Raw genomic sequence first — 25,569 nt, 5'->3', positions numbered from 1 at the left:
CCGTTTCGTGCCGGGAACGGAGAATCGGCCTCGCGCCCTGATGATCTCGGCGGCTTGGGGGGACTCGGACGGCATGAGTCACACCAATCCCGATCCCGAACCCGACCGCTCGACGGGCCTGGAACCGGGCGGCGGCGTACCCCCCGGGGAGACCCCGCCCGCGGAGAGCAGCATGTCCGGAGCCCTCCCCCGGGAGACCCACAACCCGACCAAGGGCTGGGCCAAGGCACCGCTGGCGCTGATCCTCGTGCTCGTCGTGCTGGTCGCCGCCTTCTTCCTGGCGTACAGCCTGATCCTGATGCTCTAGCGGCACAGAGCCCCGTGACGCCACCGCCCTCACGGCTCAGGTGTCACCCCCCGGCGCGCGGCCTCACCCTGGGTGTGCCGCGCGCACTCCAGGACGACGTCCCGCAGGCTCCCCGTCCGCTCCAGCAGCCCGCGCTGCACCTGCGCCCCGTTGCCACGCCGGAACAGCTCCGCGCAGGCCTCCTTCGCCCGGTCCAGGTCCCCGGTGTCCGCGAGCGCGTCGCCGAGGTGCTCCAACAGGGCCCGCACGACCGTCTCGGCGGGCGCCGGGCGCATCACCGCCGGGTGCAGCAGCTCTCCCGTGAGGCCGGAGCGGGCCGCCCGCCAGGCGGCGAGGCGCAGCACGCTCACGCTGTGCCCGGCCGGCTCGCGGCCCGCACGCCACTCGCGCGCCGCCGTCTCGACCAGCCCGCGGGCGAGGGTGGCGATCAGCACGGCGGTGTCCGCGTGCAGGCAGACGTCCGCGACCCGCAGCTCGACGGTCGGGTAGTTCCGGGACAGCCGGGCGTCGAAGTAGACCATCGCCTCGTCGAGGAGGGTCCCCGTCGCCATCATCTCCGCGACCCGCGCGCGGTACCGCTCGGCCGAGCCGAACAGCTCGGTCGGTCCGGCCGACGGCCAGCGCTGCCACACCCGGCTGCGGTAACTGCTGTAACTGGTGTCCTTGCCCTGCCAGAAGGGCGAGTTGGCGCTCAGCGCCGCCAGCACCGCGAGCCACGGCCGGACCCGGTCGACGACCGCGACACCCTCCTCGTCGGACTCGACAGCTACATGGACATGGCAACCCAGGACGAGCTGCTCCTGCGTGGCGATTCCGTACTCCACCGCCATCCACTGGTAGCGGCGGTGCGCGCCGACCGCGGGCTTGACCGGCAGCGGCGAGGTGGCGAGCGCCGCCACCGAGCAGCCGATCTCCCCGGCGTTGCGCGCCGCCTCCCGGCGGCAGCGCACGATCTCCGCGCCCAGGTCCGCCATGTCCGTCTGCGGGTGCGTGTTGAACTCCAGCATCTGGTCGTGGAGTTCCTTCTCGAAGACGAAACCGCCGGTGCCGTCGTGCTCGGCGCGCGCCAGCACGGCGGCCGACCGCGCACGCGGTTCCCCACTCTCCGGATCCACCAGGAGGAGCTCCTCCTCCACTCCGACGGTGCGCACCTCACACGGCCTTTCGTCGACGTTCCAGGACGGCGGGGCCCGCCGTACGTCTCCGAATGCCCATGGAGCGCCACTCGAATCCGGTGGAGGCCGCGGGCGGCCGCCGTCAGGCCGGGCGCAGCCAGACCGTGGCCAGGGGCGGCAGGGTCAGCTTGATGCTCGCGGGACGGCCGTGCGACTCCTGCGCCTCGGTCTTGACGGGGTCGGGGTGGACGACGTCGCTGCCGCCGTAGCGGGACGCGTCGGTGTTGAGGATTTCCTGCCAGGCCGGGACGTCGTCGGGGACGCCGAGCCGGTAGTCGTGCCGGACGGCCGGGGAGAAGTGCGAAATCGCCAGCAGGGGCGTGCCCTTCTCGTCGTAGCGCAGGAAGGCGAAGACGTTGTCGTCGGCCGCGTCGCACTCCACCCACTGGAAGCCGCCGGGGTCGGTGTCGCGCTGCCAGAGTGCCGGCGTGCCCAGGTAGTGGGCGTTGAGATCGCGGACCAGGTCCCGCACCCCGCGGTGGTCGCCCGCCGCGCAGTGGCCGGGGTCGAGCAGCCACCACTCGGGGCCGTGCTCCACGGACCACTCGCCGCCCTGCGCGAACTCCTGCCCCATGAACAGGAGCTGCTTGCCGGGATGGGCCCACATGAAGCCCAGGTACGCGCGGTGGTTGGCGCGCCTCTGCCACCAGTCGCCGGGCATCTTGCTGACCAGGGCCTGCTTGCCGTGGACGACTTCGTCGTGCGAGATGGGCAGCACGTAGTTCTCGCTGTACGCGTAGATCATCGAGAACGTCATCTCGTGGTGGTGGTACTTGCGGTGGATCGGCTCCTTGCTCATGTACTCGAGGGAGTCGTGCATCCAGCCCATGTTCCACTTCAGCCCGAAGCCCAGACCGCCGCTGTCGGTCGGCCGGGTCACCCCGCCCCAGGCCGTGGACTCCTCGGCGATCGTCACGACGCCGGGTGCGCGCCGGTAGACGGTCGCGTTCATCTCCTGCAGGAACGCGACCGCGTCGAGGTCCTCCCGTCCGCCGTGGGCGTTCGGGGTCCACTGGCCGGAGTCCCGCGAGTAGTCGAGGTAGAGCATCGAGGCGACGGCGTCCACGCGCAGCCCGTCGATGTGGAACTCCTCGCACCAGTACACGGCGTTGGCGACCAGGAAGTTGCGCACCTCGGTCCGCCCGAAGTCGAACTCGTAGGTCCCCCAGTCGGGATGCTCGGCGCGCTGCGCGTTCCCGGGTTCGTACAGCGGGTCCCCGTCGAACCGGGCCAGCGCCCAGTCGTCCTTGGGGAAGTGCGCCGGTACCCAGTCCATGATCACGCCGATGCCGGCCCGGTGGCAGGCGTCGACGAAGTACCGGAAGTCGTCGGGGGTGCCGAGGCGGGAGGTGGGCGCGTAGAAGCCGGTGACCTGGTAGCCCCAGGAGCCGCCGAAGGGGTGCTCGGCGACCGGCATCAGCTCCACGTGCGTGAAGCCGAGGTCCTTGACGTACCGCGGCAGCTCCTCCGCGAGTTGGCGGTAGGTCAGCCCCGGGCGCCAGGAGGGCAGGTGCACCTCGTACACCGAGAACGGCGCCCGGTGCACCGGCGTGTCGCCGCGGTGCGCCATCCACTCCTGGTCGCCCCACTCGTAGTGCGAGGCGGTCACGATCGAGGCGGTGTCCGGCGGCACCTCCGTGCGACGTGCCATCGGGTCGGCCTTCAGGAACCGGTGGCCGTACTGCGAGGTGATCTCGAACTTGTACCTGGTGCCCTCGCCGATGCCCGGCAGGAACAGCTCCCACACCCCACAGGCGCCCAGCGAGCGCATCGGGAAGGCGGTCCCGTCCCAGTAGCAGAAGTCTCCGGCGACCCGCACCCCGCGCGCGTTCGGCGCCCACACGGTGAACCGGGTGCCGGTCACGCCCTGGTGGGTCATCGGCTCGGCGCCCAGCGCCTGCCACAACTGCTCGTGCCGGCCCTCCTTGATCAGATGCAGGTCCAGCTCGCCGAGGGCGGGCAGGAAGCGGTACGGGTCGTGGACCTCGTACTCCTCCTGCTCGTAGGCCACCAGCAGCGTGTACGCCGGGATCGTCTGGTGCGGCAGTACGGCGGAGAAGAGGCCGTCGCCCTCCGACGTGAGCGCGACGCGCTCCCCGCCGACCAGCACGCTCACCGCGCGGGCGAACGGCCGCAGCGCCCGCACGGCGGTCCCGCCCGGCACCGGATGCGCGCCGAGCAGGGCGTGCGGGTCGTGGTGGGCGCCCGCCAGCAGGCGCTCCCGGTCGGCGGGATCCAGCGGGGGCGCGCCCCTGACGGACGTGCGAGCCGACGAGTGCGGGCCGGAGGCCTTCGGGGGTGAGATGTCGCGCAGCGCCACGGCTGTTCAGTCTCCTCTCACGGCGAGTCGTTCGATCGCCGCCATGGGTACGGGAAGCCAGTCCGGGCGGTGCCTGGCCTCGTACAGCACCTCGTAGACCGCCCGATCCGTCTCATAAGCACGCAGCAGGCCGTGCTTCTTACGGGGATCCCAGCCGGCCCGGGCCGCGTAGCCCGCGCAGTAGGCCTCCCGGCAGCGGCGCGCCCACTGCGGACGCCAGGGCCGGCGCTGCCGGGCCGCGTAGTCGAAGGAGCGCAGCATGCCCGCGATGTCCCGGACGGGGGACTGGGCGCTGCGCCGTTCGGCGAGCGGACGGGACGGCTCGCCCTCGAAGTCGATCACGAACCACTCACGGCCCGCCCGCAACACCTGCCCCAGATGCAGATCACCGTGGATGCGCTGGGCGGGCGGCCCGGCGTCGCACGTCAGCAGGGCGCTGAACGCCGACCGCAGCCCGGGCACGAACGACCGGAGCCCCGGAACGCTGTGCGCGGCGGCATCCAGGCGTTCCGTCATCGCCGCCGCCGTCCGCCCGTTCTCGCACCGCCCGCCGGCCGGGAACGCCGTGGCCAGCGCCAGATGCACCTCCGCCGTGGCCCGCCCCAGCTCGTGCGCCTCCGGCGTGAAGTCGCTGCCGGTGGCGAGCGCGTGCAGGGCGAGGGTCCAGCCGTCGGAGGCGTTGCGCAGGAAGGGCTGGAGCACGCCCAGCGTGGCCTCCTGCGGCTGGGTGGTACGGAACCAGGCCACGGGCGCGGGGACCCGCTCGCAGCCCTGCCCGACCAGCGCGCCCGGCACCTCCAGGTCGGGGTTGACGCCGGGCTGGATGCGCCGGAAGACCTTCAGGATGAACTCGTCGCCGTACACCAGTGAGGAGTTGGACTGCTCGGCGTCCAGCACCCGCGGCACCAGACCGGCCGGGACCGGCATGGCCGGGTCGGCCTCGAAGTGCAGCGGGCCCGCGCTGCCCGGGTGCCGCAGGCGCTCCAGCAGCAGTTGCGCCGAACGCAGGTCCTGCAGGGCGTCGTAGACCGTCATCCCCGCCAGCGGGCCGTCCTGGGCGAGACCGATCAGCGCCCGGCCCAGGCGCGGGGAGGGATGCTCCCGGACGCCGAGGAACAGCTGGTAACAGTCCCCGGGCGGGGGAGTGCCCCCGGGGGAGGGCACTCCGGCGAGGCCGCTGTGGCCGCCCACGTGGCCGGCGTGCACCAGAAGGTGCAGACACCCCGGGAACAGCTCCGTCAGCGACAGCAGGCGCAGATCCGTGACGGGCCGGTCCTTGCCGGCGAACCAGCGCTGCCGGGGCAGCCATTCGCGCAGCAGCCCGTTGAGCGAGGCCATGGACGCGGTGAGCCCACTGTCGCTCGGCCGGAGGGATGCGGTCTTCGTCATGGTGACGCCTCCTTTCGTCGGCGCACGCTCACAGTCGTCGGCCGATGCGAGATGCGACTCGGGCGAGCCGGAACCAGTAGAAGCCGTGGCCCCCCAGGGTCAGCAGGTAGGGAAGTTCACCGATGGCGGGGAAGCGCACTCCGCCGAACAGCTCCACCGGATACCGTCCGGCGAACTCGCGCAGGTCGAGTTCGGTCGGCTGGGCGAACCGGGCGAAGTTGCTGACGCACAGCACCAGGTCGTCCTCGTACTCGCGCAGGAAGGCGAGTACCGCGGGGTTCGACGACTGCAGTTCGGTGTAGGAGCCGAGTCCGAAGGCGGGGTTCTGCTTGCGGATCTCGATCATCCGGCGGGTCCAGTGCAGCAGCGACGAGGGCGACGCCATGGACGCCTCGACGTTGGTGACCTGGTAGCCGTAGACCGGGTCCATGATCGTCGGGAGGGTGAGCCGGCCGGGGTCGCAGGTGGAGAAGCCCGCGTTGCGGTCCGGCGTCCACTGCATCGGCGTGCGCACCGCGTCGCGGTCGCCGAGCCAGATGTTGTCGCCCATGCCGATCTCGTCGCCGTAGTAGAGGATCGGGCTGCCGGGCAGCGACAGCAGCAGGGCGGTGAACAGCTCGATCGTATGGCGGTCGTTGTCCAGCAGCGGGGCCAGCCGGCGCCTGATTCCGATGTTGGCGCGCATGCGCGGGTCCTTGGCGTACTCCGCGTACATGTAGTCGCGCTCTTCGTCGGTGACCATCTCGAGCGTGAGCTCGTCGTGGTTGCGCAGGAAGATGCCCCACTGACAGCCCGAGGGGATCGCCGGGGTCTTGGCGAGGATCTCCGAGACCGGGTAGCGGGATTCCCGCCGCACGGCCATGAAGATGCGCGGCATCACCGGGAAGTGGAACGCCATGTGGCATTCGTCGCCGCCGGAGGAGTAGTCGCCGAAGTAGTCGACGACGTCCTCGGGCCACTGGTTGGCCTCGGCGAGCAGCACCGTGTCCGGGTACAGCGCGTCGATCTCGCGGCGGACGCGTCTGAGGAACTCGTGGGTGGCCGGGAGGTTTTCGCAGTTGGTGCCCTCCTCGGCGTACAGGTAGGGCACGGCGTCCAGCCGGTAGCCGTCGATCCCGAGGTCCAGCCAGAACCGGAGGGCGGCCAGGATCTCCTCCTGCACGGCCGGGTTCTCGTAGTTGAGGTCGGGCTGGTGGGAGAAGAACCGGTGGAAGAAGTACTGCTTGCGGACCGGGTCGTAGGTCCAGTTGGAGACTTCCGTGTCGACGAAGATGATTCGGGCGTCCTGGTACTGCTTGTCGTCGTCGGCCCACATGTAGTAGTCGCCGTAGGGGCCGTCGGGGTCTCGTCTCGACTCCTGGAACCACGGGTGCTGGTCGCTGGTGTGGTTCATGACGAAGTCGATGATGACGCGCATGCCGCGCTGGTGGGCGGCGTCGACGAACTCCACGAAGTCGGCGAGGTCGCCGAACTCGGGCAGGACGGCGGTGTAGTCGGAGACGTCGTAGCCGCCGTCGCGCAGCGGGGACTTGAAGAAGGGCGGGAGCCAGAGGCAGTCGACGCCCAGCCACTGGAGGTAGTCGAGCTTGGCGGTCAGGCCCTTCAGGTCGCCGACGCCGTCGCCGTTGCTGTCCTGGAAGGAGCGGACGAGGACTTCGTAGAAGACGGCACGCTTGAACCAGTCGGGGTCGCGGTCCTTGGCGGGCGTGTCCTCGAAGGTGTCCTGCACGGGCTCGTTGACGGTCATGACGCTGCTGACCCTCCGTTCTGCGGCGAGACGGCCGGCGGCTGGACGTGGAGCACGTGGGCGGGGGCCCGGCCCGGTTCCAGGCGCACGTAGTTGGCCCTGCCCCAGTGATGGGTCTCGCCCGTCAGTTCGTCGTGCACGGGCACGCAGGTGTGCCAGTCCAGGCCGAGTTGCGGCATGTCCAACGAGACCGTGGCCTCCTGGGTGTGGTGCGGGTCGAGGTTGACGACCACCAGGACGGTGTCGGAGCCGGTGCGTTTGCTGTACGCGATCAGCGCGTCGTTGTCCGTGTGATGGAAGCGGAGGTTGCGCAGCCCGCGCAGCGCGGGGTGCTCGCGGCGGATCGCGTTCAGCCGTGTGATGAGGGGGGCGATGCTGTTCGGGTCGTCCCAGTCGCGGGGTTTGAGCTGGTACTTCTCCGAGTCGAGGTACTCCTCGCTGCCCTCCCTGAGGGGGGTGTTCTCGCACAGTTCGTAGCCGGAGTAGACGCCCCAGGCGGGGGAGAGGGTGGCGGCGAGGACGGCGCGGGCCTCGAAGGCGGGCCGGCCGCCGTGCTGGAGGTAGGCGTGCAGGATGTCGGGGGTGTTGACGAAGAAGTTCGGCCGCATGTAGCTCGCGGCCTCGCCCGACAGCTCGGTGAGGTACTCCGTCAGCTCCTGCTTGGTGTTGCGCCAGGTGAAGTACGTGTACGACTGCTGGAAGCCGATCTGCGCCAGGGTGTGCATCATCGCCGGGCGGGTGAACGCCTCGGCCAGGAAGACGACGTCCGGGTCGGTGCGGCCCACGTCGGCGATGACCCGCTCCCAGAACACGACCGGTTTGGTGTGCGGGTTGTCCACGCGGAAGATCCGCACGCCGTGGGCCATCCAGTGCCGCAGCACCCGCAGCGTCTCGGCGACCAGGCCGTCCATGTCCCGGTCGAAGGCGATGGGGTAGATGTCCTGGTACTTCTTCGGCGGGTTCTCCGCGTGGGCGACGGAGCCGTCGGGGCGGTGGTGGAACCACTGGGGGTGCTTGTCCACCCACGGGTGGTCCGGGGAGCATTGCAGGGCGAAGTCGAGCGCGATCTCCAGGCCGTTGTCGTGGGCGCGGGCGACGAACCAGTCGAAGTCCTCCAGGGTGCCCAGGTCGGGGTGGACGGTGTCGTGGCCGCCCTCGGGGGAGCCGATCGCCCAGGGCACGCCGACGTCGTCGGGGCCGGCGGACAGGGTGTTGTTGCGGCCCTTGCGGAAGGTGGTGCCGATCGGGTGGATCGGGGGCAGGTAGACGACGTCGAAGCCCATCGCCGCGATCGCCGGCAGCCGCCGGGCGGCGGTGCGGAACGTGCCGTGCGGGCGCTCGGGTGTGCCCTCCGAGCGGGGGAAGAACTCGTACCAGGAGCCGAACAGGGCCCGCTCCCGCTCCACCAGCAGTGGCAGCGGCTCGGACGCGGTCACCAACTCCCGCAGCGGACACCGCGACAGCACCGCGTCCACCTCCGGCGTCAACGCCGCCGCGAGGCGGGTGGCGACCGGCAGTGAGTCGTCCCGCAGGGTTCGCGCGGCGGCCAGCACGACCTCGCGGGCCGCCCGTTCGGGTACGTCGGCGGCGGCCCGCTCGTACAGTCCGGCGCCCTCTTCGAGGACCAGGCCGGTGTCGATCCCCGCCGGCACCTTGATCCGGGCGATGCGCCGCCAGGTCGTGACCGGGTCGCTCCACGCCTCGACGGAGTACGTCCACAGACCCACGGCGTCCGGTGTGACCTCGGCGCCCCAGCGGTCGGATCCCGGGGCGAGTTCGCGCATCGGCGTCCACGGGCCGGGACGGCCCTGCGGATCCCGTAGGACGACATTGGCGGCGACCGCGTCATGGCCCTCGCGGAACACGGTGGCCGAGACCTGGAACGTTTCTCCAGGGACGGCCTTCGCGGGGCGCCTGCCGCACTCCACCGCCGGATGGACGTCCCGGACCGGAATGCGGCCGATGGCCTCAGTCGTACTCATGGGTCTCACCTCCGTCGTACTCGAAGCCGGGCCCCTCGGCCCGGCTCGGGATCCTGCACCTGAAAGGGCTGGTGCCGCGGCAGGCAACGTGTGCCCGGCAAGGAGCGGCGTCCGGTGCGGCGAGAGGGCGTGCCGGGCGTCGCGACGGGGTGAACGTTGCCTGTCGCGGCACCTAGCGCCCCGCTCGGGAGCGCCGGCCCGCCGGGGGTCCCCGCCTGGGGACGCGGTTCGGACGCGGACGGCAGGTCTCGTCCCGCAGGTAGGTGGCCGGCGTGGTGCGCAGATAGCGTTCGGCCGCCTCGGCGGCCTCGCGTGCGCAGCGCTTCCCCATCAGCACGCAGAGGGTGTAGCCCGAGTCCTCGAAGCCGGTTCGCACCGCGCTGTCCGCGGGGGCCGCGAGCATCGCGCGCTCCCAGGCCCGGTACCGCCGCAGCTGCCGGGTGACTTCGGCTCTGGCTGGTAGCAGCATGGCGCCGTTCACCTTCCGGGCGCTCGATGGGCACGTTCCCGACGGTCGGGCCGGCGGCCGTGCGCACGAGGCGGCACGGGTCCGTTACGGCGATCGAGGCCTTCACTCATGGTGCACGGGTGACGACTCAGCGTCTTGTTGGATCTTCAACCAACTCGCCCGGCTGCTCGTGTTGCACGAATGGGCTAGCACCCGCACTGTTGAGGTGACTCGGAAGCGATCATCACTCACGCTTCGTGTTCGGGGGGTCGGCTTGCTAGGGCGAGGGAGCGAGAGCCTCACCGGTGAGGAGCCACGACGATGAAGACCGCAGTGCCCTGCTACTACCACCTCGATGTGGAAGTCAGTCCGGAACGCGTCGGACAGGTCAGCCGCATTCTGGAGGCCCACCTGAAGTACTGGGACCTCGAACCACTGGTCAAGCCCGTCTGCGGCAGCGCCGAGCTGCTGCTGAAGGCCATCGACGAGCACGCGACGGACAAGCACACGTCGATCGAGATGTGGTGGAACGGCCAGCACCTGATCACCGCCGTCGGTGACAACGACCAGGACCTCCGTCCCGATCAGGACCTGCGGGCGTGCCTGGAGCACATCGCCGCGATGAGCGACGGCTGGGGCTGCTGCGCCACCGACACCGGCAGCAAGGTCATCTGGTTCTCGCAGCGGGCCCGCGCCGGCCAGCGCGTGCCGCTGGTGCCCACGGCCCCCGCGCCCAGCCTGCGCGAGGTCCTCCAGGTGCCCCGCGAGACTCCGGTGACCACCCTGGCCACGCCGGCCGACCCGCCCGACGGTGCCCTGGAGGACGCGCGGTGACGAAGCAGTCGAACCGCAAGGACGGGGTGTCCGCGTGGAGTGGGCACCCCTACCCCTTGGGCGCCGCCTACGACGGCAAGGGCACGAACTTCGCGCTGTTCAGCGAGGTCGCCGAGCGCGTCGAACTCGTCCTGGTCGACGACCGAGGACACCACCGCAACGTCCCCCTGACCGAGGTGGACGGCTTCGTCTGGCACGGCTATCTGCCCGGTGTCGGGCCCGGCCAGCGGTACGGCTACCGGGTGCACGGACCGTGGCACCCGGCCGCCGGCCAGCGCTGCAACCCGGCGAAGCTGCTGCTCGACCCCTACGCCACCGCCGTGGACGGGCAGATCGACAACCACCCGTCCCTGTACGAGCGTTCCGCGTCCGGCCCCGACCCGGCCGACAGCGCCGGACACACCATGCTGGGCGTGGTGACCGACCCCGCGTTCGACTGGGGCGACGACCGCCCGCTCGGACGGCCCTATGCCGACACGGTGATCTACGAGGCGCACGTCCGCGGGCTCACCCGCACCCACCCCGACGTGCCGCCGGAACTGCGCGGCACCTACGCCGGACTCGCCCACCCCGCGGTCGTCGACCACCTCGCCTCGCTGGGCGTGACGGCGGTGGAGCTGATGCCGGTGCACCAGTTCGTGCAGGACGGTCATCTCCAGGACCGCGGCCTGTCCAACTACTGGGGCTACAACACGATCGGCTTCTTCGCGCCGCACAACGCCTACGCCGCGCACGGCACCCGTGGTCAGCAGGTCGCCGAGTTCAAGTCGATGGTCAAGGCGCTGCACGCGGCCGGACTCGAGGTGATCCTCGACGTGGTCTACAACCACACCGCCGAGGGCAACGAGAAGGGTCCCACGCTCTCCTTCCGGGGCATCGACAACTCCTCGTACTACCGACTGGTGGACGGCGACTTCAGGCACTACTACGACACCACCGGCACCGGCAACAGCCTGCTCATGCGGCACCCCTACGTGCTGCAGCTGATCATGGACTCGCTGCGGTACTGGGTCACCGAGATGCACGTCGACGGATTCCGCTTCGACCTCGCGGCCACGCTGGCGCGGCAGTTCCACGAGGTGGACCGGCTGTCGGCGTTCTTCGACCTGATCCAGCAGGACCCGGTGATCAGCAGGGTCAAGCTGATCGCCGAGCCCTGGGACGTGGGCGAGGGCGGCTACCAGGTGGGCAACTTCCCGCCGCTGTGGTCGGAGTGGAACGGCAAGTACCGGGACGCCGTACGGGACTTCTGGCGCGGTGAGGAACACACGCTCGGCGAGTTCGCGTCCCGGCTCACCGGCTCCTCCGACCTGTACCAGCACAGCCGGCGCCGTCCCCGCGCCAGCGTCAACTTCGTCACCGCGCACGACGGGTTCACGCTGCGCGACCTCGTGTCGTACAACGACAAGCACAACGAGGCCAACGGCGAGGGCAACCGGGACGGCGAGAGCGACAACCGGTCCTGGAACTGCGGCGCCGAGGGCGACACCGACGACCCGGCGGTGCTCCGGCTGCGCGCCCGCCAGCAGCGCAACTTCCTCGCCACCCTGCTGCTGTCCCAGGGCATCCCGATGCTCTGCCACGGCGACGAACTCGGACGCACGCAGGGCGGCAACAACAACGCCTACTGCCAGGACAACGAGGTCTCCTGGATCGACTGGCGGCCGACCGACGAACAGCGCGACCTGCGGGACTTCACGCGGTACGTCATCGCACTGCGCGCCGCCCACCCGGTGCTGCGCCGCCGGCGCTTCTTCCGGGGCGAGACGGTCACGCACGCCGGACAGCCGCTGCCCGACCTGGTGTGGCTGCAGCCGGACGCGACCGAGATGGCCGACGAGGACTGGCAGCGCTCCGACGCGCACTCCATGGGCGTCTTCCTCAACGGCGATGCCATCGCCGAGCCCGACGCCTACGGACGCCGGGTGACCGACGACTCGTTCCTGCTGCTGATCAACAGCTACTGGGAGCCGGTGGACTTCCGGCTGCCGGACAGCAGGTACGGCGAACGGTGGACGACCCTCATCGACACCGCCGACCCGCAGGGCCCGCCGGACGAGACCGAGCACAAGGCGGGGACCGGCCTCACCGTGGAGGCCCGCAGCCTCGTGCTGCTGTCCCGGCCGTCACGGAACGCGCCGCCCGCGTAGAAGGGGGACGATCAGAGCAGCACGGAACGCCGGTGGGTTGTCCCCACCGGCGTTCCGTGCCTCGGCCCGGCCCCGGCCGCGCCGAGGGCGTCAGCGTCTGCGGCCCGCCGTCACCGTGAACTGCGCCCCGTCGGGGTCGCGCAGCACCGCCTCCTCGGTGTCGAGACGCAGCACGCTGCCGCCGTGCTGTTCCGCCGCCCGGGCACAGGCCGCCACGTCACTCACGGCGAAGTGGATCTGCCAGTGCGGCCGGATGGTGGGGTCGGGGGCGGACTCCAGCGCGCCGGACTCGATACGGGCCACCACTTCGCCCTTGCTGCGCAGGACGACCTCCTCGGCCTCGTAGGTGACTTCGCAGCAGCCGGTGTCCGCCGAGGCCCATTCCAGGACCTCGCCGTAGAAGATCGCGGCGTCGAAGGCGTCACGCGTGTGCAGCCGGATGAAGGCCGGCGAGGCGCGCCGCCAGGTCTCCCAGTCGGTGACCAGCTCCCCCTCCCAGATGCCGAAGGTCGCCCCGTCCCGGTCGGCGAGCAGCGCCGCCCGGCCGGGCGGCAGGGAGATCGGCCCGACCGCCGTCGTGCCGCCGCGCTCCTGCGCCCGGCCCGCCGCCTTGTCCGCGCTGCGGACGGCGAAGTAGGGGGTCCAGGCGACCGCCATGTGCCACATGGCGGCGACCGCCGCGATCCCGGCGACCGGGGCGCCGTTCGCCAGGGCGATCCGGAAGTGGTCGCCGAGCTTGGCCTTCCGCCACTCCCAGCCCAGTACGGCCGTGTAGAACTCCTCGGTGGCCCGCACATCGCGGCTCGTGAGGCTCACCCAGCAGGGCGCCCCGAAGACGGTGTGCGTGGAGACGACGTCCGTCGTACGGGTCGTGGGTGTCGTGTCATGTTGCATGGCAGTCGTCCTGGTCTCGTCGACCGGCAGCCACCGGTTCGACACCAGTGTCCAACCGGAACCGGTCATGGCGCCTGCCGAGTACCCCGGTGGCAGGCGTCAGTCCCGGTGGGAGGATGGAGGGGTGGCAGGAGTACCGCACGACCCCACGGCGGACACCGACCGGGTCCGCGCGCTGGAGGACGAGATCGCCCAGCTCAAGGAGGCGGTCTGCTCGCATGCCGTGGTCGACCAGGCCATCGGGATGATGGTGGCGCTCGGCAGGGTGACGCCGGACGAGGGGTGGGCGGTGCTGAAGGAGGTCTCCCAGCACACGAACATCAAACTCCGCACGATCGCGGAGCTGGTCCTGGCCTGGGGCCGTGCCGGGGAGATGCCCCCGGAGATCCGCGCCGAACTGGAGGACGCCCTGGACCGGTACGGTCCGACGCAGATCCCCGGTGCTTCCTTGGAGTGACCCGATCGAGTGACCCGATTGCCGGAACCGGCCGTCAGCGGGGCGGCGGGCCGGCGAGCAGTTCCTCGCGCAGCCGGGCGAAGCAGGCGCTGAGCAGCCGGGAGACGTGCATCTGCGAGATGCCCAGCTGCTGTGCGATGCAGCTCTGGGTCATGCCCTGGAAGAAGCGCAGGTAGAGGATGGTCCGCTCGCGCTCCGGCAGGGCCTGCAGGCAGGGCGCCACGGCGACCCGGTCGACGACGACGTCGTAACGGGGGTCGAGCCCGCCTATCGCGTCCGCGAGGGCGTAGCCGTCCGTTCCGGGCATCTCGGCCTCCAGGGACAGCGCGGTGAAGCACTCCAGGGCCTCCATCCCCGTGCGCACCTCGCTCTCGGTGAGCTCCGCGTGCGCGGCGATCTCCGCGACGGTGGGGGGCCGTCCGGGGGTCGTCTGCGCGAGTTCCTTCGCGGCGCGCCGCACCCGGTTGCGCAGGTCCTGGACGCGACGGGGGACGTGCAGCGTCCACATGTGGTCGCGGAAGTGGCGCTTGATCTCGCCGGTGACCGTCGGCACGGCGTACGCCTCGAAGGCGCGGCCGCGCGCGGGGTCGTAGTGGTCGACGGCCTTGACCAGGCCGAGGGCGGCCACCTGGTACAGATCCTCCAGGGCCTCTCCGCGGCCCCGGAACCGCACGGCGATCCGCTCCGCCATGGGCAGCCAAGCCCGCACCAGCTCGTCACGCAGGGCTTTGCGCTCCGGGCCGTCGGGGAGCTGCCGCAGGCGTTCGAAGTCCGCGGCCGTGTCGGGGGCGTCGTCGTGGGGGTGCTGCTTCGTTCTGCTGGCGGTACGCATGCCGCGCGCCTCCCTCAGCAGGTGCCGGGTGGACAGACACCGTGGGGGCCGCGCCAGGACCGCTCGGAGGAGTCGTACGGGTCGGCGAGCCGGTTCCCACGGACGTGCCTCCTGTCCGAAGCACTTGTAGGAGGATTCCCGGGACAAATACGTACGAAACGCGCTTCAGGTGAGAATCCGAACCCCGCAGCGGACACGCAGCGAAGTGATCTGCCGACAGGGGGGTGTCACGGTGGCCGTTGCGCCCGGTGTCGCCGTCGCCTGCGCACCGCCGGGTCGGCCGGTGCGTCGTCCCGGATCCGGACGTGATGTGCGGCACGCTTGCGGAGCGGCCGGTGCGGATTCTCCCAGGGCACGGCTTGATCAGCGATCAAGTAGGGGGAAATCGCTGGCCACAGCCCATTCTGCTCATTTGACACTGTGCTGAGCCCACGGATAGGAAGCAGCTTCGAGAGTCGAGAGGTGGAGTGTGTACGAGCCGAACGTGGTCGGGGACTGGCAGGAGTACGACGAGCATGCCGGTCTGCGCGTTCGCGTCCACGGGCTTGAGCGGGCCGAACCGCCGCGCGGACGCGACGACGGCGCCGAGGGGCTGACGTACTTCCGGCTCCGGGTGACCGTCGAGAACCGCGGTGATCACCGCTTCGGCGTCCACCTGGAGGACGGCCAGATCGACGTGCGGATCGGCCCCGACGGGGAGAGCGTCTTCCTGGACTGGCGCAACTCGCAGTTCATCGAGGGCTACGACGTGTACCCGCTGCGCCGGGCGACCGCCGTGGTGTACGCGGCCGGACCGGAGGCGGCCCTGGGGCAGGTCGACGTCCAGATCCAGCTGCGGGTGGACGACGACTGGGCCGACCGCCGGCTGTGGACGGGCGGCATCGGACTGCACGACGCCACCGCCTGCGCCCCGGCCGGCGCCGGCCGGGAGAGCCTGGCCCACCAGGTGAGCAACTTCCTGCGCGACCAGGCCGAGGAGGGCACCGCCTGATCGTCGCGGTCAGTGCGGGATGCCGTCGATGATCTCGCGGGCGCCCTGCCGCAGCAGCGCCACGGCCACCGACGTGCCCAGGGTGGCCGCGTCGAGGCGCCCCGCCCACTCGTGGGCGTTGAGACGGGTCTTGCCGTCCGGGGTGAACACGCAAGCGCGCAGCGAGAGTTCTCCGTGGCTCACCCTCGCGAAACCGGCGATCGGGCTGTTGCAGTGACCTTGCAGCACGTGCAGGAACATCCGCTCCGCCGTCGCCTCCCGGTGCGTGTCCGGGTCGCCGAGCGCGCTGACGGCGTCGATGAGGTCGGTGTCGCCCTCGCGGCACTGCACGGCGAGGACGCCCGCGCCGATGGGCGGCATCATCACCTCGGGGGAGAGCACCTCGCTGATCACGTCCCGGCGGCCGATGCGCTCGAGACCGGAGACGGCCAGCAGCAGCGCGTCCGCCTCACCGGCGGCGAGCTTGGCCAGGCGCCGGTTGGCGTTCCCGCGGAACGGCACGCACTGAAGGTGCGGATGGGTGGCGGCCAGTTGGGCGACCCGGCGCACCGAGGAGGTGCCGATGCGGGTGCCGGCCGGGAGGTCGTCCAGGGTGAGCCCACCCGGATGCACCAGGGCGTCGCGGATGTCGTCCCGCTTCAGGAACGCGGCGAACACCGTCCCGGCGGGCAGCGGCCGGTCGGCGGGCACGTCCTTGACGCAGTGCACCGCGAGGTCGGCCGCACCGGCCAGCAGCGCCGCGTCCACCTCCTTGGTGAACGCGCCCTTGCCCTCCACCGCGGCGAGATCGCCCAGCCACTTGTCGCCGGTGGTCTTCACGGGGACCACCTCGGTTCTCACCTCGGGGTACAGGGCGGCCAACTCGGCCTGGACACGAGCCACCTGGGCGAGCGCCATGGGGGAGTCACGGGAGACGACGCGGATCACTGCGGGGACCGGCATGCGGACACGATAGTCCGCCGCCGGCCCCCGCCGCTCACGGGATGGCGGTTCAGGCGTTGGGGTCGAACGCGATGCCGGACGGCTTCGCCGAGGCGAGGTGGGAGCTGAAGCTGCCGTCCTTCAGGCCGAAGTGGGCGCTGCCGAAGTCGTACGACGTCAGCTTGTCACGCACGCCCGCGGGGTAGCCGTTCCAGCCGACCAGTGGCGGGTACTGCCAGGTCCCCTTGTGGTTCTCCGGCGGCTCGTCGTTGGAGTTGGCGGCACGGAAGCAGTGCGTGCTGATCCCGTCCTTGTGGTAGACGATCTTCGCGTGCGTGTCCTCGAAGCGGATCGTCGAGGCGTTGTGCACGGTGAACGAGCCGTGGTTGGAGGTCGAGACGTACCTGACCTGGTTGTCCTGCACCCACACGACGACATGCTCCCAGTCGTGCCGGTGCCCGCCGAGGCTGGTGCCCGGCAGCGCCTGGTCCTTCTCGAAGTACAGGCCGTACAGGATGCCGCACCAGCCGTTGTTGCACTTGTAGCGCGAGTAGCTGTTGGTGTTGTCGAGGTCCGAGGCGTCCCGGCAGTTGCCGTTCAGCGCCCCGGTCGGGGCCAGACCGCTGTTGACGGTGCCGTCGGCGCTGATGGCGGGCGTCGAGTAGCAGCCGTCCGTGTCGTAGTCGAAGGCCGGCTGGTACGTCCGCTCCAGGCTGTCCGCGTTGGCGGGCAGCGCCGGCGGCGGCGCGGCGAAGGCGGTGGCGGGGAAGGCGACGACGAGGGCCACGGCACCACCGAGTACGGTGAGCCATCTCCTGCGGTGTAGGGCGGACTTCTGCGACGACACTGCGTCCTCCTCCAGGTCCGGGCCAGCCCAACGGCTGTGGGGGGAAAGGCAGTTCAGCTTCCCGGCAATCCCCGTCCGCGCCAAGAGGTCACAGGCGTCCCGCTGGTGAAGGACAGCTCAACAATTGTCTGCCGACACGGCGTCAGGCCAGGTGGTCCGGCAGATCGGCCGTGGACTCCCCGGGCGTGAGGTCGGGTCGCAGCCGCAGCCAGGACGGCTGGCGCAGCAGTCCGGCCCGGGTGCGCGTGCTGTAGCGGACCTCGCCGACCAGCCGGGGCAGCACCCAGTGCGCGCCCGGCGCGGCCGGCGCCGGGACGAAGGGGCAGACGTCGCTGGCGTGCTCGCGCAGCAGCGCCGCGAGTTCCGTGCGCTCCGCCTCGCTCCAGCCGGTGCCCACGCTGCCGACGTACCGCAGCCGCCCGGCGGCGTCGCGCTGGCCGACCAGCACCGCGCCCGGCAGGCCGGTCAGCCGCCCCTTGCCGGGCTGCCAGCCGCCCACGACGACGTCCTCCCCATGCATGTTGCGGATCTTGATCCAGGCCCGGGAGCGCACCCCCGGCTCGTACACCGAGTCCAGCCGCTTGCAGACCAGGCCCTCCAGACCGTGTTCGCGGGTGGCCTGGAGGGCCTGCGCGCCATGACCGACCAGCGCGCCCGGCGTGGACCAGAAGGGACCGGCGAGACCCAGCTCCTCCAGCCGGGCGCGCCGGCGGGTGTAGGACTGCCCGATCAGGGAGTGCCCGGCCAGGTGCATCACGTCGAACAGCACCAGATGGACCGGCACCTGGGCCGCCCGCCGCGCCGCACGCGCCGGGGCGTGCGCGAGACCCATGCGGGACTGGAGCAACTGGAAGTCGGCGCGTCCCTGTTCGTCCAGGGCCAGCACCTCCCCGTCCAGCACCGCGGCCGTGCCGCCGAGTGCGGCTCCGATCGGCAGCAGTTCCGGGTAGGCGGCGGTGATCTCCTCACCGGACCTCGCGCGCAGCACCACGCTTCCGTCGCCGGGGAGATACACCACCACGCGCTGGCCGTCCTGCTTGGTCTCGTACGCCCACCGCGCGTCCTGCGCGGCGGGCGGCAGGGTGCCGGGCGTGGCGAGCATGGGGGCGATCAGCGGCAGGGTCACGGCTTGAGGTGTCGACGGGGCGGGGCGGCCGCACGCGCCCCGCGCGCAGGTTTCCCCTGAACGGCGGGTGGGGTCAGCGGGCCCCGGACCGCGGCGGTACGGCTCGCACCAACCCCGACTGGTGGGCGATGACGACCAGTTGGGCGCGGTCCCGGGCGCCCAGCTTCGTCATCGCCTGCCGGACGTGCGCGCGTACGTCCGACGGACCGACCAGGAGCTTCTCCGCGATCTCCGCGTTCGACTGCCCCTCGGCCACCCGGCCCAGCACCTCGCGTTCCTCGGCGGTCAGCGCGGCGAGGTCCTCGGGAGTCGCGAGCCGGTCCTCGGCGGAGGCGGCCAGGTAACGCGTGATCAGGGCGCGGGTGGCGAGCGGGGAGAGCAGGGACTCGCCGGACGCCACCGTCCGGATGCCGTCAAGCAGCGCGTCGGCGGTGGCCTCCCTGCCGAGGAAACCGCTCGCCCCGGCCCGCAGCGCCTCGGCGACCTCCTCGTCCATGTCGGAGGTGGCGAGGACCAGCACGCGCGTGGCGGACAGCTCCGGGTCGGCGCAGATCGCCGTCGTGGCGGCCAGGCCGTCGCTGCCGGGCAGGTGGATGTCCATCAGGACGAGGTCGGGCCGGTGGGTGCGGGCGAGCTCGATCGCCCGGGCACCGTCGGTGGCCTCGTCCACCACCTCCATGTCGTCGCAGGAGTCGATCAGGATCCGGATGGCGGCCCGGAGCAGGGCCTGGTCGTCGGCGAGCAGCACGCGGATGGTCATGAGGTGCGTTCTTCCCTTGCCTCAGGGGTGGGTACGGCGGCAGTCGGGTGGTGACCTCGCCGGTGAGGTGATCGCCAGCTGGTCGGGATCTCCGGTCGGGTCTGGTCCCATGGTGGGCGATCTTCACCGGGAAAGACGGGCGGTGGCCGCACGTGTCACGAGGCAGGTGCCGTCTCACTCGGACACGTCAGCCGTTTGACTCGACCGGCTTCCGGGGTTTGCCTGGTGGTGCAGCGAACGCCTGACCTCAGGAGGGCGCATGAGCCCCGGTGACCCCGAGCAGCCGCTGACGTATCCGATGTACGGCCGTACGGCCCTGGCCGCCCCCGAGGCCTGGGAGCGGCTGCGGCAGCGGTGCCCCGTCGCCCGCGTCACCCTGCCCAGCGGGGACGAGGCCACCCTGCTCACCCGCTACGACGACGTCCGCCAGGTCCTCGCCGACCCCCGGTTCGGCCGGCTGCCGACCGCGGACGGCGCCGCCCGGATCGCCGAGAACGAGTCCGGCGGCGTCTTCGGCGGCGAGATGGCCACGGCCGTCCCCCAGCGCGGTGAACGCCACCAGCGCTGGCGGCGGACGGTGGGCCGGTGGTTCACCGCCAGGCGCATGAACGCGCTGCGCCCCGGCATCGAGGCGATGGCGGGACGGCTCGTCGAGGAGATGCGCGAGCACGGCCACCCCGCCGACCTGAGGGCGCACCTCGCCTTCCCGCTGCCGGTCCGGGTGATCTGCAAGCTGCTCGGCGTCCCCGACGCCGACCGCGACCGCTTCGCCCACTGGTCGGACACCCTGCTCAACCTGACGCGCTACACGCAGGAGGAGATCGACACCGCGCAGGCCGACTTCACCGCGTACATGTCCGCGCACATCGCCGCCGAACGGCGGCGTCCCGGCGACGACCTGCTCGGTGAGCTCATCACCGCCGAGGACACCGACGGCCACCGCATGTCGGAGCGGGAGCTGGTCGCCACCGGCCAGGGGCTGCTGGTCGCCGGGCACGAGACCACCGCGAACATGATCGGCAAGATGGTGGCGATGCTGCTGGCCGACCGGCGGCGCTGGGAGCGCCTGCTCGCCGAACCGGCGCTGGCGCGCTCCGCCGTCGAGGAGGCGCTGCGCTTCGACGCCAACCCCGGCATCGGCATCCCCCGCTACCTCGACGCACCCGCCGAGGTGGGCGGCACCGTCCTGCCGCCCGGCACCACGGTCGTGTGCAGCATGGCCGCCGCCAACCGGGACGACAGCGCGTTCGAGGCGGCCGGTGAGATGGCACTCGACCGCAGCCCGAACCCCCATCTCGCCTTCGGCGCCGGCCCCCACGCATGCCTCGGCCAGGGACTCGCCCGCATCGAGCTGACCGTCGTCCTCGACATGCTGTTGCGCAGGCTGCCCACCCTGGAACTCGCCGTCCCGGCGGCGGACCTGCGGCCGCTCGAAGGGCTGGCCGTCGGAGGGCTGAGCGAGGTCCCCGTGCGGTGGTGATCACGGCGGGGCACCGTGCCGGTGGTGAGCGTCGGTGCCCCGCCGTCGCCGCTCAGTGCTTCAGGTCGATGCGCGTCAGCAGGTCCGCGCCGCCCTCGCCGGCACAGGACTTGTCGGCCACGTACGCGCGGCCGTCGGCGATCTCGACGTGGCGGGGGTCGACGTGCCGGCCCGGGGGTCGACGTGCCGGCCGCCACGCCATCGATCGGATCCGGGACGTCGGGGCACGCGGCATGCAGCTGGCGCTGGCGCACTGGTCGCCGAGGAACGGGGCGACTCGCGGCACTGTTCCACCGCATGGTCGACGACTCTCTTGCCGCGGCGAGCGACGACGACCCCGAACCGCGGACCACCGCCCGGGCGTGCACCTCCTGATCGCGCGGCCACGCACCGGGTGCCGCCCTCGCTCCACCGCCGAGTAGGATCACGCGGAAGGCGATCCGAGGAGGAACCGTGCCCCCGTCCCAGCCACAAGTCGGCGACGCGATCGAGGACTTCGAGCTGCCGGACGAGACGGGCACGCCCCGCCGGCTCACCGAACTGCTCGCCGACGGACCGGTCGTGCTGTTCTTCTACCCCGGCGCCCTCACCGCCGGCTGCACCGCCGAGGCCTGCCACTTCCGCGACCTGGCCGCGGAGTTCGCCGCGGTCGGCGCCCGGCCCGTCGGCGTCAGCGGTGATCCCGTCGAGCGACAGGCGGAGTTCGTCGGACGGCACACGCTCGGCATGCCGCTGCTGTCCGACACGGACGGCGCGATCCGCGAACGCTTCGGCGTGAAGCGAGGCTTCCAGCTGGCCCCCACCAAGCGGGTCACCTTCGTCATAGCCCAGGACCGCACCGTCCTGGAGGTCGTCCGCAGCGAACTGCGCATGAACGCCCACGCCGATCGGGCCCTCGCCGCCCTGCGCGCCCCGCGCACCCCGTGAGCCGCTGACCGACGCGGCCGCGTCCGCGATACTGACCCCATGCGGCTGCGAGGCAAGGCCTGCGTCACCGCCTCACTGGTACTGGCGGCCGCGCTCGGCTGCGCGAACGGCGACGGCGACGCCACCCCCACCGGCACACCTTCCCCGCCGTCCACCCGCGCCGAGCGCCCGAGCACGGCGGCCCCGACACCGAAACCGCCCGACCCCGTATCCATCCCGGGCCTCATCGCCCGCGAGCACCGGGGCGGCGACCTGCGCCTCGGCGCCGTACGCGCCCGGACCGACGCCTACACCCAGTACGCCGTCACCTACCGGGCGAACGGCCTCACCATCTCCGGTCTCATGAACGTGCCCGAGGGCGAAGGCCCCTTCCCGGCGCTGGTGCTCGCGCACGGCTACATCGACCCCGCCGTCTACACCACCGGCCGCGGACTCGCCCGCGAGCAGGACCTCCTCGCCCGCAACGGCTACGTCGTCCTGCACACCGACTACCGCAACCACGCCGGCTCCGACGACGACCCCGACAACGACGTCGGCCTCCGCCTCGGCTACACCGAGGACGTCATCGCCGCCGTCAAGGCCCTGCGCGGCTCCGGACGCCCGGAGATCGACGGCGACCGGATCGGCCTGCTGGGGCGCTCGATGGGCGGCGGCGTCGTGTACAACACGCTGGTGGTGGCACCGGGCCTGGTGGACGCCGCCGTGGTCTACGCGCCGGTCAGCTCGCGTCCCGAGGAGAACATCGACCGGTTCCAGCGGCCCCGCGGCGACCCGCTCGTCGCCGAGATCGAGGCCGAGCACGGCACACCCGAGGAGAACCCCGCCTTCTGGCGGGCGGTCTCACCGGTCACCTACGTCGACCGGGTGACCGAGCCGCTCCTCATCCAGCACGGCACCGCGGACGACACCTGCCCGCTGACGTGGTCCGAGCGGACCGCGGCCGCGTTCGAGGCGGCGGGCAAGGACGTCCGGCTGGTGAAGCAGCCGGGGGAGGGGCACACGTTCTCCACGCGGTGGCGGGCCTCCATGGACACCACCATGGACTTCTTCGACCGCCACCTGCGCTGACGACCGGCACGGCGTGCCGGTCCCGGCCGGGCGGGTCGGCGCCCTCGGCCGTCCGCGGCGACCTGGGCGAGTGTTCGGCCGCTGCGCACCGAGCGGGCCCGCCGTGGATCGGGCGTGCCGCGCCCCCGTCCGTGCCCGGCCCTCACCAGCAGCCAGGCCTCGGCCTCGCCCGGACCGCCGCGGAACCGGGTGAGCGCGTACTCGCCGCGCAGCGTCGACCCGTGGAGCCGGAACCTGGCGTGCCCCCGCTCCAGCGACTCCCCCAAGTCGACCGGCCGCCCGGCGCGGTCGTGGCTCAGCGGCTCGTACGTACCGCTGTCCCGGACGATCACGGTCCCACCGCCGTACTCGCCCGCCGGGATGACGCCCTCGAACTCCTCGTACTCCAGCGGATGGTCCTCCGTCGGCACGGCGAGGCGCTGGTCCCTCGGGTCGGCGGACGGCCCCTTCGGGACGGACCAGGACTTCAGGACGTCGTCGACCTGGAGCCGGAAGTCGAGGTGCAGGGTGCCCGCGTCGTGGATCTGCACCACGAACCGCGGCGCGCCGCCGGTGGCGTGCGCGCGTCCCTCGGGCTCGCCAGACCTGGACATCCCGTTTCGCGCGGTGGGTCCGCAGCCGGTCGACGTCTCCCACCTCGGGACTCCTTCCGTGCCGCCCCGGCCGCCGGGTGTCCCAGGGCTCCTGAGTCAGAACTCCTCGTGGACCGCGGGGTCCCCGCCGGTGCGCCGGGGATCGCGGTCGGCGAGGGCCTGCATCTGCGCGGGGCTCAGCGTGAACCCGAAGACGTCCAGGTTCTGCCGCTGCCGCTCGGCGTCGGCCGACTTGGGAATGGGCAGCGCGCCCAGCTGGGTGTGCCAGCGCAGCACGACCTGACCCGGCGTCACGCCGAGGGACTCGGCGACGGTCACGACGACGGGGTCCTGGAGCAGCCCGGTGCCCGGGCCCAGCGGGCTCCAGCTCTCGGTGACGATGTGCTTCTCGGCGTGGAACGCGCGCAGCTCCTCCTGCGGGAGGTACGGGTGCAGCTCGATCTGGTTCACCGCGGGCAGCACGCCCGTCTCCTTCTCCAGCCGCTCGATGTGCTCGACGGTGAAATTGGAGACGCCGATGGACCGGACGAGGCCGTCCTTGCGCAGTTTGATCATGGCTCGCCAGGAGTCGACGTACTTGCCGACGCGGGGGAGCGGCCAGTGGATCAGATAGAGGTCCACCTGCTCCAGCCCCAGCCGGCGCCGGGACTCCTCGAAGGAGGCGAGGGTCTCGGCATAGCCGTGGTGCCGTCCCGGCAGCTTCGTCGTCACCACGATCTCCTCGCGCGGGACACGGCTGCGGGCCACCGCGCGACCCACCCCCGTCTCGTTGCGGTAGTTCGTCGCCGTGTCGATCAGGCGGTAGCCCAGATCCAGGGCGGTGAGCACCGCCCGCTCGGCCTGGGCGTCGTCCAGCGGCCAGGTGCCCAGCCCGATCGCCGGGAGCGTCGTGCCGTCGTTGAGCGTGTGCGCCGGAATGCCGTTCACGGTCCACCCTTCAGCCGCGCTGTGCCGTACCGACAGTATGGGCGGGCCCGGCAGCGTTCGCCGCCGCGGTGCGAGCGCCCGTGTGCGCCGCACCGCCCCCGGCGGCCGGCACACCGCTCGCTGCGTCGGAACGCGTGCAGCGCGGACGAGGCGCTGTCGCCACGGCGGGAGATCGCTGCCACGATCGTCCGGAAGGCCTTTCCCGGTTCGGGACGGCGGCGGCGCGTCGCCGACGGCGGTGCCGGAACCTCACGGGCCTTGGGCTGAGCCGACCGGACGACCATCGGAGCGCGCATGACGACGGACGGGGCCATGGCGGGGGAGCGGGCCGCGGGGGTCGAGGTGAACCCCGTCGCCGGGCACATCGGAGCGGAGATCACGGGCGTCGACCTGGCCGGTGAGCTGGACGACGCCCACGTGGCCGCCGTCCGGGAGGCGGTGCTGCGCTGGAAGGTGGTGTTCTTCCGCGGGCAGCGGCTGGACCACGCCGCGCACGTGGCGTTCGCCCGGCGGTTCGGCGAGCCGGTGGCGCTGGGGCGGCGGGGCGGCGCCTCACCGGCCGGCTTCCCGGAGATCGAGACGACCGCCGACCGGCTGGAGTTGGGCGGGCGGTTCGGCATGGAGCACGACGAGTGGCTGCGGCGCCGCCGGCACACCCTGCTGCGCGGCTGGCACTGCGACCACGGCGCCCGCGTCGACCCGCCGGCCGCGACCATCCTGCGCGCGGAGACCGTCCCGCCGTACGGCGGCGACACCACCTGGTCGAATCTGGCCGCGGCGTACGCCGGACTGTCCGCGCCGGTGCGGGAGTTCGTGGACGGACTGCGCGCCGAGCACCGGCTCGGCGTCGGCTACCAGCCCCGGCCCGGCGACGACGCCTACCTCCGGCACCTGCTCGACCACCAGGTCGCCTCCGTGCACCCGCTGGTGCGTGTCCACCCGGAGACGGGCGAGCGGGTGCTGTACGTCAACGGCTACTACGTCGAGCAGATCACCGACGTCTCCCGCGCCGAGAGCCGGCTGCTGCTGGAGATGCTCTTGGAGCAGGCCGTGCGGCCCGAGTACACGGTCCGCTTCCGCTGGGAGCCGGGCAGCGTGGCCTTCTGGGACAACCGCGCCACCATCCACCTGGCGCCCAGCGACAACGCCCACCTCGGTCACCCCCGGATCATGCACCGGGTGATGCTCGCCGGTGACGTGCCCGTCGGAGTGGACGGCAAGCCGTCGCAGCCGATCACCGGCACGGAGCCGGGACGTTGGTGAACTCCGGTGCCCAAGCCACACGGACCTCGGGGGCGTCGAGGGCGCCCGGCTGACGGCCCTGCTCCACCGGGTGGGGATTTCCGGCTGGTTGGCGCAATGCGCGCCTGCCCGGCGTGCCGCCGCCCGCCCCC

General features: G+C 71.9%; 23 protein-coding genes and 1 pseudogene. 9 read left to right on the top strand and 15 right to left on the bottom strand.

The window, feature by feature from the left end:
- Window positions 1-73: 73 nt before the first annotated feature.
- On the top strand, window positions 74-307 hold the full coding sequence (locus IPT68_RS02825; RefSeq protein ID WP_189700750.1) for a DUF6480 family protein: 234 nt from the start codon (window positions 74-76) through the stop codon (window positions 305-307).
- A 29-nt stretch (window positions 308-336) separates the two neighbouring features.
- On the opposite strand, the gene IPT68_RS02820 is transcribed toward IPT68_RS02825, so the two are convergent.
- The 6 genes from IPT68_RS02820 to IPT68_RS02795 form a co-directional block, all read right to left on the bottom strand.
- Window positions 337-1,458: a glutamate--cysteine ligase 2 gene (locus IPT68_RS02820; protein ID WP_194074050.1), complete on the bottom strand. Its 1,122-nt coding sequence runs from the start codon at window positions 1,456-1,458 to the stop codon at window positions 337-339.
- Window positions 1,459-1,564: 106 nt separating this feature from the next.
- Window positions 1,565-3,802 carry a 1,4-alpha-glucan branching enzyme gene (gene glgB / locus IPT68_RS02815; RefSeq protein WP_189700752.1) on the bottom strand — a complete coding sequence of 746 codons (2,238 nt, stop codon included), beginning with the start codon at window positions 3,800-3,802 and terminating at the stop codon, window positions 1,565-1,567.
- 6 nt (window positions 3,803-3,808) lie between these two features.
- Window positions 3,809-5,191: a maltokinase N-terminal cap-like domain-containing protein gene (locus IPT68_RS02810; protein WP_189700753.1), complete on the bottom strand. Its 1,383-nt coding sequence runs from the start codon at window positions 5,189-5,191 to the stop codon at window positions 3,809-3,811.
- Between the two features lie 28 nt (window positions 5,192-5,219).
- A complete protein-coding gene (gene treS / locus IPT68_RS02805) occupies window positions 5,220-6,938 on the bottom strand; it encodes a maltose alpha-D-glucosyltransferase (RefSeq protein ID WP_194074049.1) in 1,719 nt (572 codons plus the stop codon).
- Complete coding sequence (locus IPT68_RS02800; RefSeq protein WP_194074048.1) at window positions 6,935-8,920, bottom strand: alpha-1,4-glucan--maltose-1-phosphate maltosyltransferase; 1,986 nt, start codon at window positions 8,918-8,920, stop codon at window positions 6,935-6,937. The genes treS and IPT68_RS02800 overlap by 4 nt, the downstream gene beginning before the upstream one ends.
- Window positions 8,921-9,092: 172 nt before the next feature.
- Window positions 9,093-9,389, bottom strand: a complete 297-nt coding sequence (locus IPT68_RS02795; RefSeq protein WP_189701548.1) for a DUF5133 domain-containing protein — start codon at window positions 9,387-9,389, stop codon at window positions 9,093-9,095.
- A 300-nt stretch (window positions 9,390-9,689) separates the two neighbouring features.
- On the opposite strand from IPT68_RS02795, the gene IPT68_RS02790 reads away from it, so the two are divergent.
- Entirely contained in the window at window positions 9,690-10,202 is a 513-nt protein-coding gene (locus IPT68_RS02790) for a pep a2 (protein WP_189701549.1), read from the top strand.
- A complete protein-coding gene (gene glgX / locus IPT68_RS02785) occupies window positions 10,199-12,352 on the top strand; it encodes a glycogen debranching protein GlgX (protein ID WP_189701550.1) in 2,154 nt (717 codons plus the stop codon). Before IPT68_RS02790 ends, glgX begins: the two co-directional genes overlap by 4 nt.
- Before the next feature lie 90 nt (window positions 12,353-12,442).
- Here glgX and IPT68_RS02780 read toward each other — a convergent pair whose 3' ends face one another.
- The gene (locus tag IPT68_RS02780) at window positions 12,443-13,246 is read right to left on the bottom strand and encodes a VOC family protein (protein WP_189701551.1); all 804 of its coding nucleotides are present in this window, start codon (window positions 13,244-13,246) and stop codon (window positions 12,443-12,445) included.
- A gap of 124 nt (window positions 13,247-13,370) precedes the next feature.
- Here IPT68_RS02780 and IPT68_RS02775 point away from each other — a divergent pair, with 124 nt between their 5' ends.
- Window positions 13,371-13,703, top strand: coding sequence for an ANTAR domain-containing protein (locus IPT68_RS02775; protein WP_228040211.1), 333 nt, complete (start codon window positions 13,371-13,373; stop codon window positions 13,701-13,703).
- 34 nt (window positions 13,704-13,737) lie between these two features.
- On the opposite strand, the gene IPT68_RS02770 is transcribed toward IPT68_RS02775, so the two are convergent.
- Window positions 13,738-14,535 (bottom strand): SigB/SigF/SigG family RNA polymerase sigma factor, encoded by a 798-nt coding sequence (locus IPT68_RS02770; protein WP_189701552.1) that lies wholly within the window; start codon window positions 14,533-14,535, stop codon window positions 13,738-13,740.
- Between the two features lie 469 nt (window positions 14,536-15,004).
- On the opposite strand from IPT68_RS02770, the gene IPT68_RS02765 reads away from it, so the two are divergent.
- Entirely contained in the window at window positions 15,005-15,526 is a 522-nt protein-coding gene (locus IPT68_RS02765; RefSeq protein WP_189701553.1) for a hypothetical protein, read from the top strand.
- A gap of 9 nt (window positions 15,527-15,535) precedes the next feature.
- On the opposite strand, the gene hemC is transcribed toward IPT68_RS02765, so the two are convergent.
- The 4 genes from hemC to IPT68_RS02745 all read right to left on the bottom strand — a co-directional run bounded on the left by hemC (window position 15,536) and on the right by IPT68_RS02745 (window position 19,180).
- Complete coding sequence (hemC, locus tag IPT68_RS02760) at window positions 15,536-16,468, bottom strand: hydroxymethylbilane synthase (protein WP_189701554.1); 933 nt, start codon at window positions 16,466-16,468, stop codon at window positions 15,536-15,538.
- Window positions 16,469-16,517: 49 nt separating this feature from the next.
- The gene (locus tag IPT68_RS02755; RefSeq protein WP_189701555.1) at window positions 16,518-17,294 is read right to left on the bottom strand and encodes an NPP1 family protein; all 777 of its coding nucleotides are present in this window, start codon (window positions 17,292-17,294) and stop codon (window positions 16,518-16,520) included.
- Window positions 17,295-17,436: 142 nt separating this feature from the next.
- The gene (locus IPT68_RS02750; protein ID WP_189701556.1) at window positions 17,437-18,420 is read right to left on the bottom strand and encodes an ATP-dependent DNA ligase; all 984 of its coding nucleotides are present in this window, start codon (window positions 18,418-18,420) and stop codon (window positions 17,437-17,439) included.
- 73 nt (window positions 18,421-18,493) lie between these two features.
- Window positions 18,494-19,180, bottom strand: a complete 687-nt coding sequence (locus tag IPT68_RS02745) for a response regulator (protein WP_189701557.1) — start codon at window positions 19,178-19,180, stop codon at window positions 18,494-18,496.
- 259 nt (window positions 19,181-19,439) lie between these two features.
- Between IPT68_RS02745 and IPT68_RS02740 the strand changes: the two genes are divergently transcribed.
- A complete protein-coding gene (locus IPT68_RS02740; RefSeq protein WP_189701558.1) occupies window positions 19,440-20,660 on the top strand; it encodes a cytochrome P450 in 1,221 nt (406 codons plus the stop codon).
- A 52-nt stretch (window positions 20,661-20,712) separates the two neighbouring features.
- Here the strand turns inward: IPT68_RS02740 and IPT68_RS02735 are convergent, their stop codons facing one another.
- On the bottom strand, window positions 20,713-20,862 hold the full coding sequence (locus IPT68_RS02735; RefSeq protein ID WP_189701559.1) for a hypothetical protein: 150 nt from the start codon (window positions 20,860-20,862) through the stop codon (window positions 20,713-20,715).
- 251 nt (window positions 20,863-21,113) lie between these two features.
- On the opposite strand from IPT68_RS02735, the gene IPT68_RS02730 reads away from it, so the two are divergent.
- Together IPT68_RS02730 and IPT68_RS02725 are read left to right on the top strand one after the other, a co-directional pair.
- Window positions 21,114-21,587 carry a peroxiredoxin gene (locus IPT68_RS02730; RefSeq protein ID WP_189701560.1) on the top strand — a complete coding sequence of 158 codons (474 nt, stop codon included), beginning with the start codon at window positions 21,114-21,116 and terminating at the stop codon, window positions 21,585-21,587.
- A gap of 39 nt (window positions 21,588-21,626) precedes the next feature.
- Entirely contained in the window at window positions 21,627-22,655 is a 1,029-nt protein-coding gene (locus IPT68_RS02725) for an alpha/beta hydrolase family protein (protein WP_228040209.1), read from the top strand.
- 50 nt (window positions 22,656-22,705) lie between these two features.
- Here the strand turns inward: IPT68_RS02725 and IPT68_RS02720 are convergent.
- Together IPT68_RS02720 and IPT68_RS02715 are read right to left on the bottom strand one after the other, a co-directional pair.
- Window positions 22,706-23,291, bottom strand: a pseudogene (locus tag IPT68_RS02720) (DNA polymerase ligase N-terminal domain-containing protein); the annotation flags it as partial.
- A 53-nt stretch (window positions 23,292-23,344) separates the two neighbouring features.
- Window positions 23,345-24,175 (bottom strand): aldo/keto reductase, encoded by an 831-nt coding sequence (locus IPT68_RS02715; RefSeq protein ID WP_189701561.1) that lies wholly within the window; start codon window positions 24,173-24,175, stop codon window positions 23,345-23,347.
- A gap of 294 nt (window positions 24,176-24,469) precedes the next feature.
- Between IPT68_RS02715 and IPT68_RS02710 the strand changes: the two genes are divergently transcribed.
- On the top strand, window positions 24,470-25,438 hold the full coding sequence (locus tag IPT68_RS02710) for a TauD/TfdA dioxygenase family protein (RefSeq protein WP_189701562.1): 969 nt from the start codon (window positions 24,470-24,472) through the stop codon (window positions 25,436-25,438).
- Window positions 25,439-25,569 lie beyond the last annotated feature (131 nt).

This window comes from Streptomyces chromofuscus, from assembly GCF_015160875.1.
Lineage (GTDB): Bacteria > Actinomycetota > Actinomycetes > Streptomycetales > Streptomycetaceae > Streptomyces > Streptomyces chromofuscus.
This window is presented reverse-complemented; position numbering and strand designations above follow the sequence as displayed.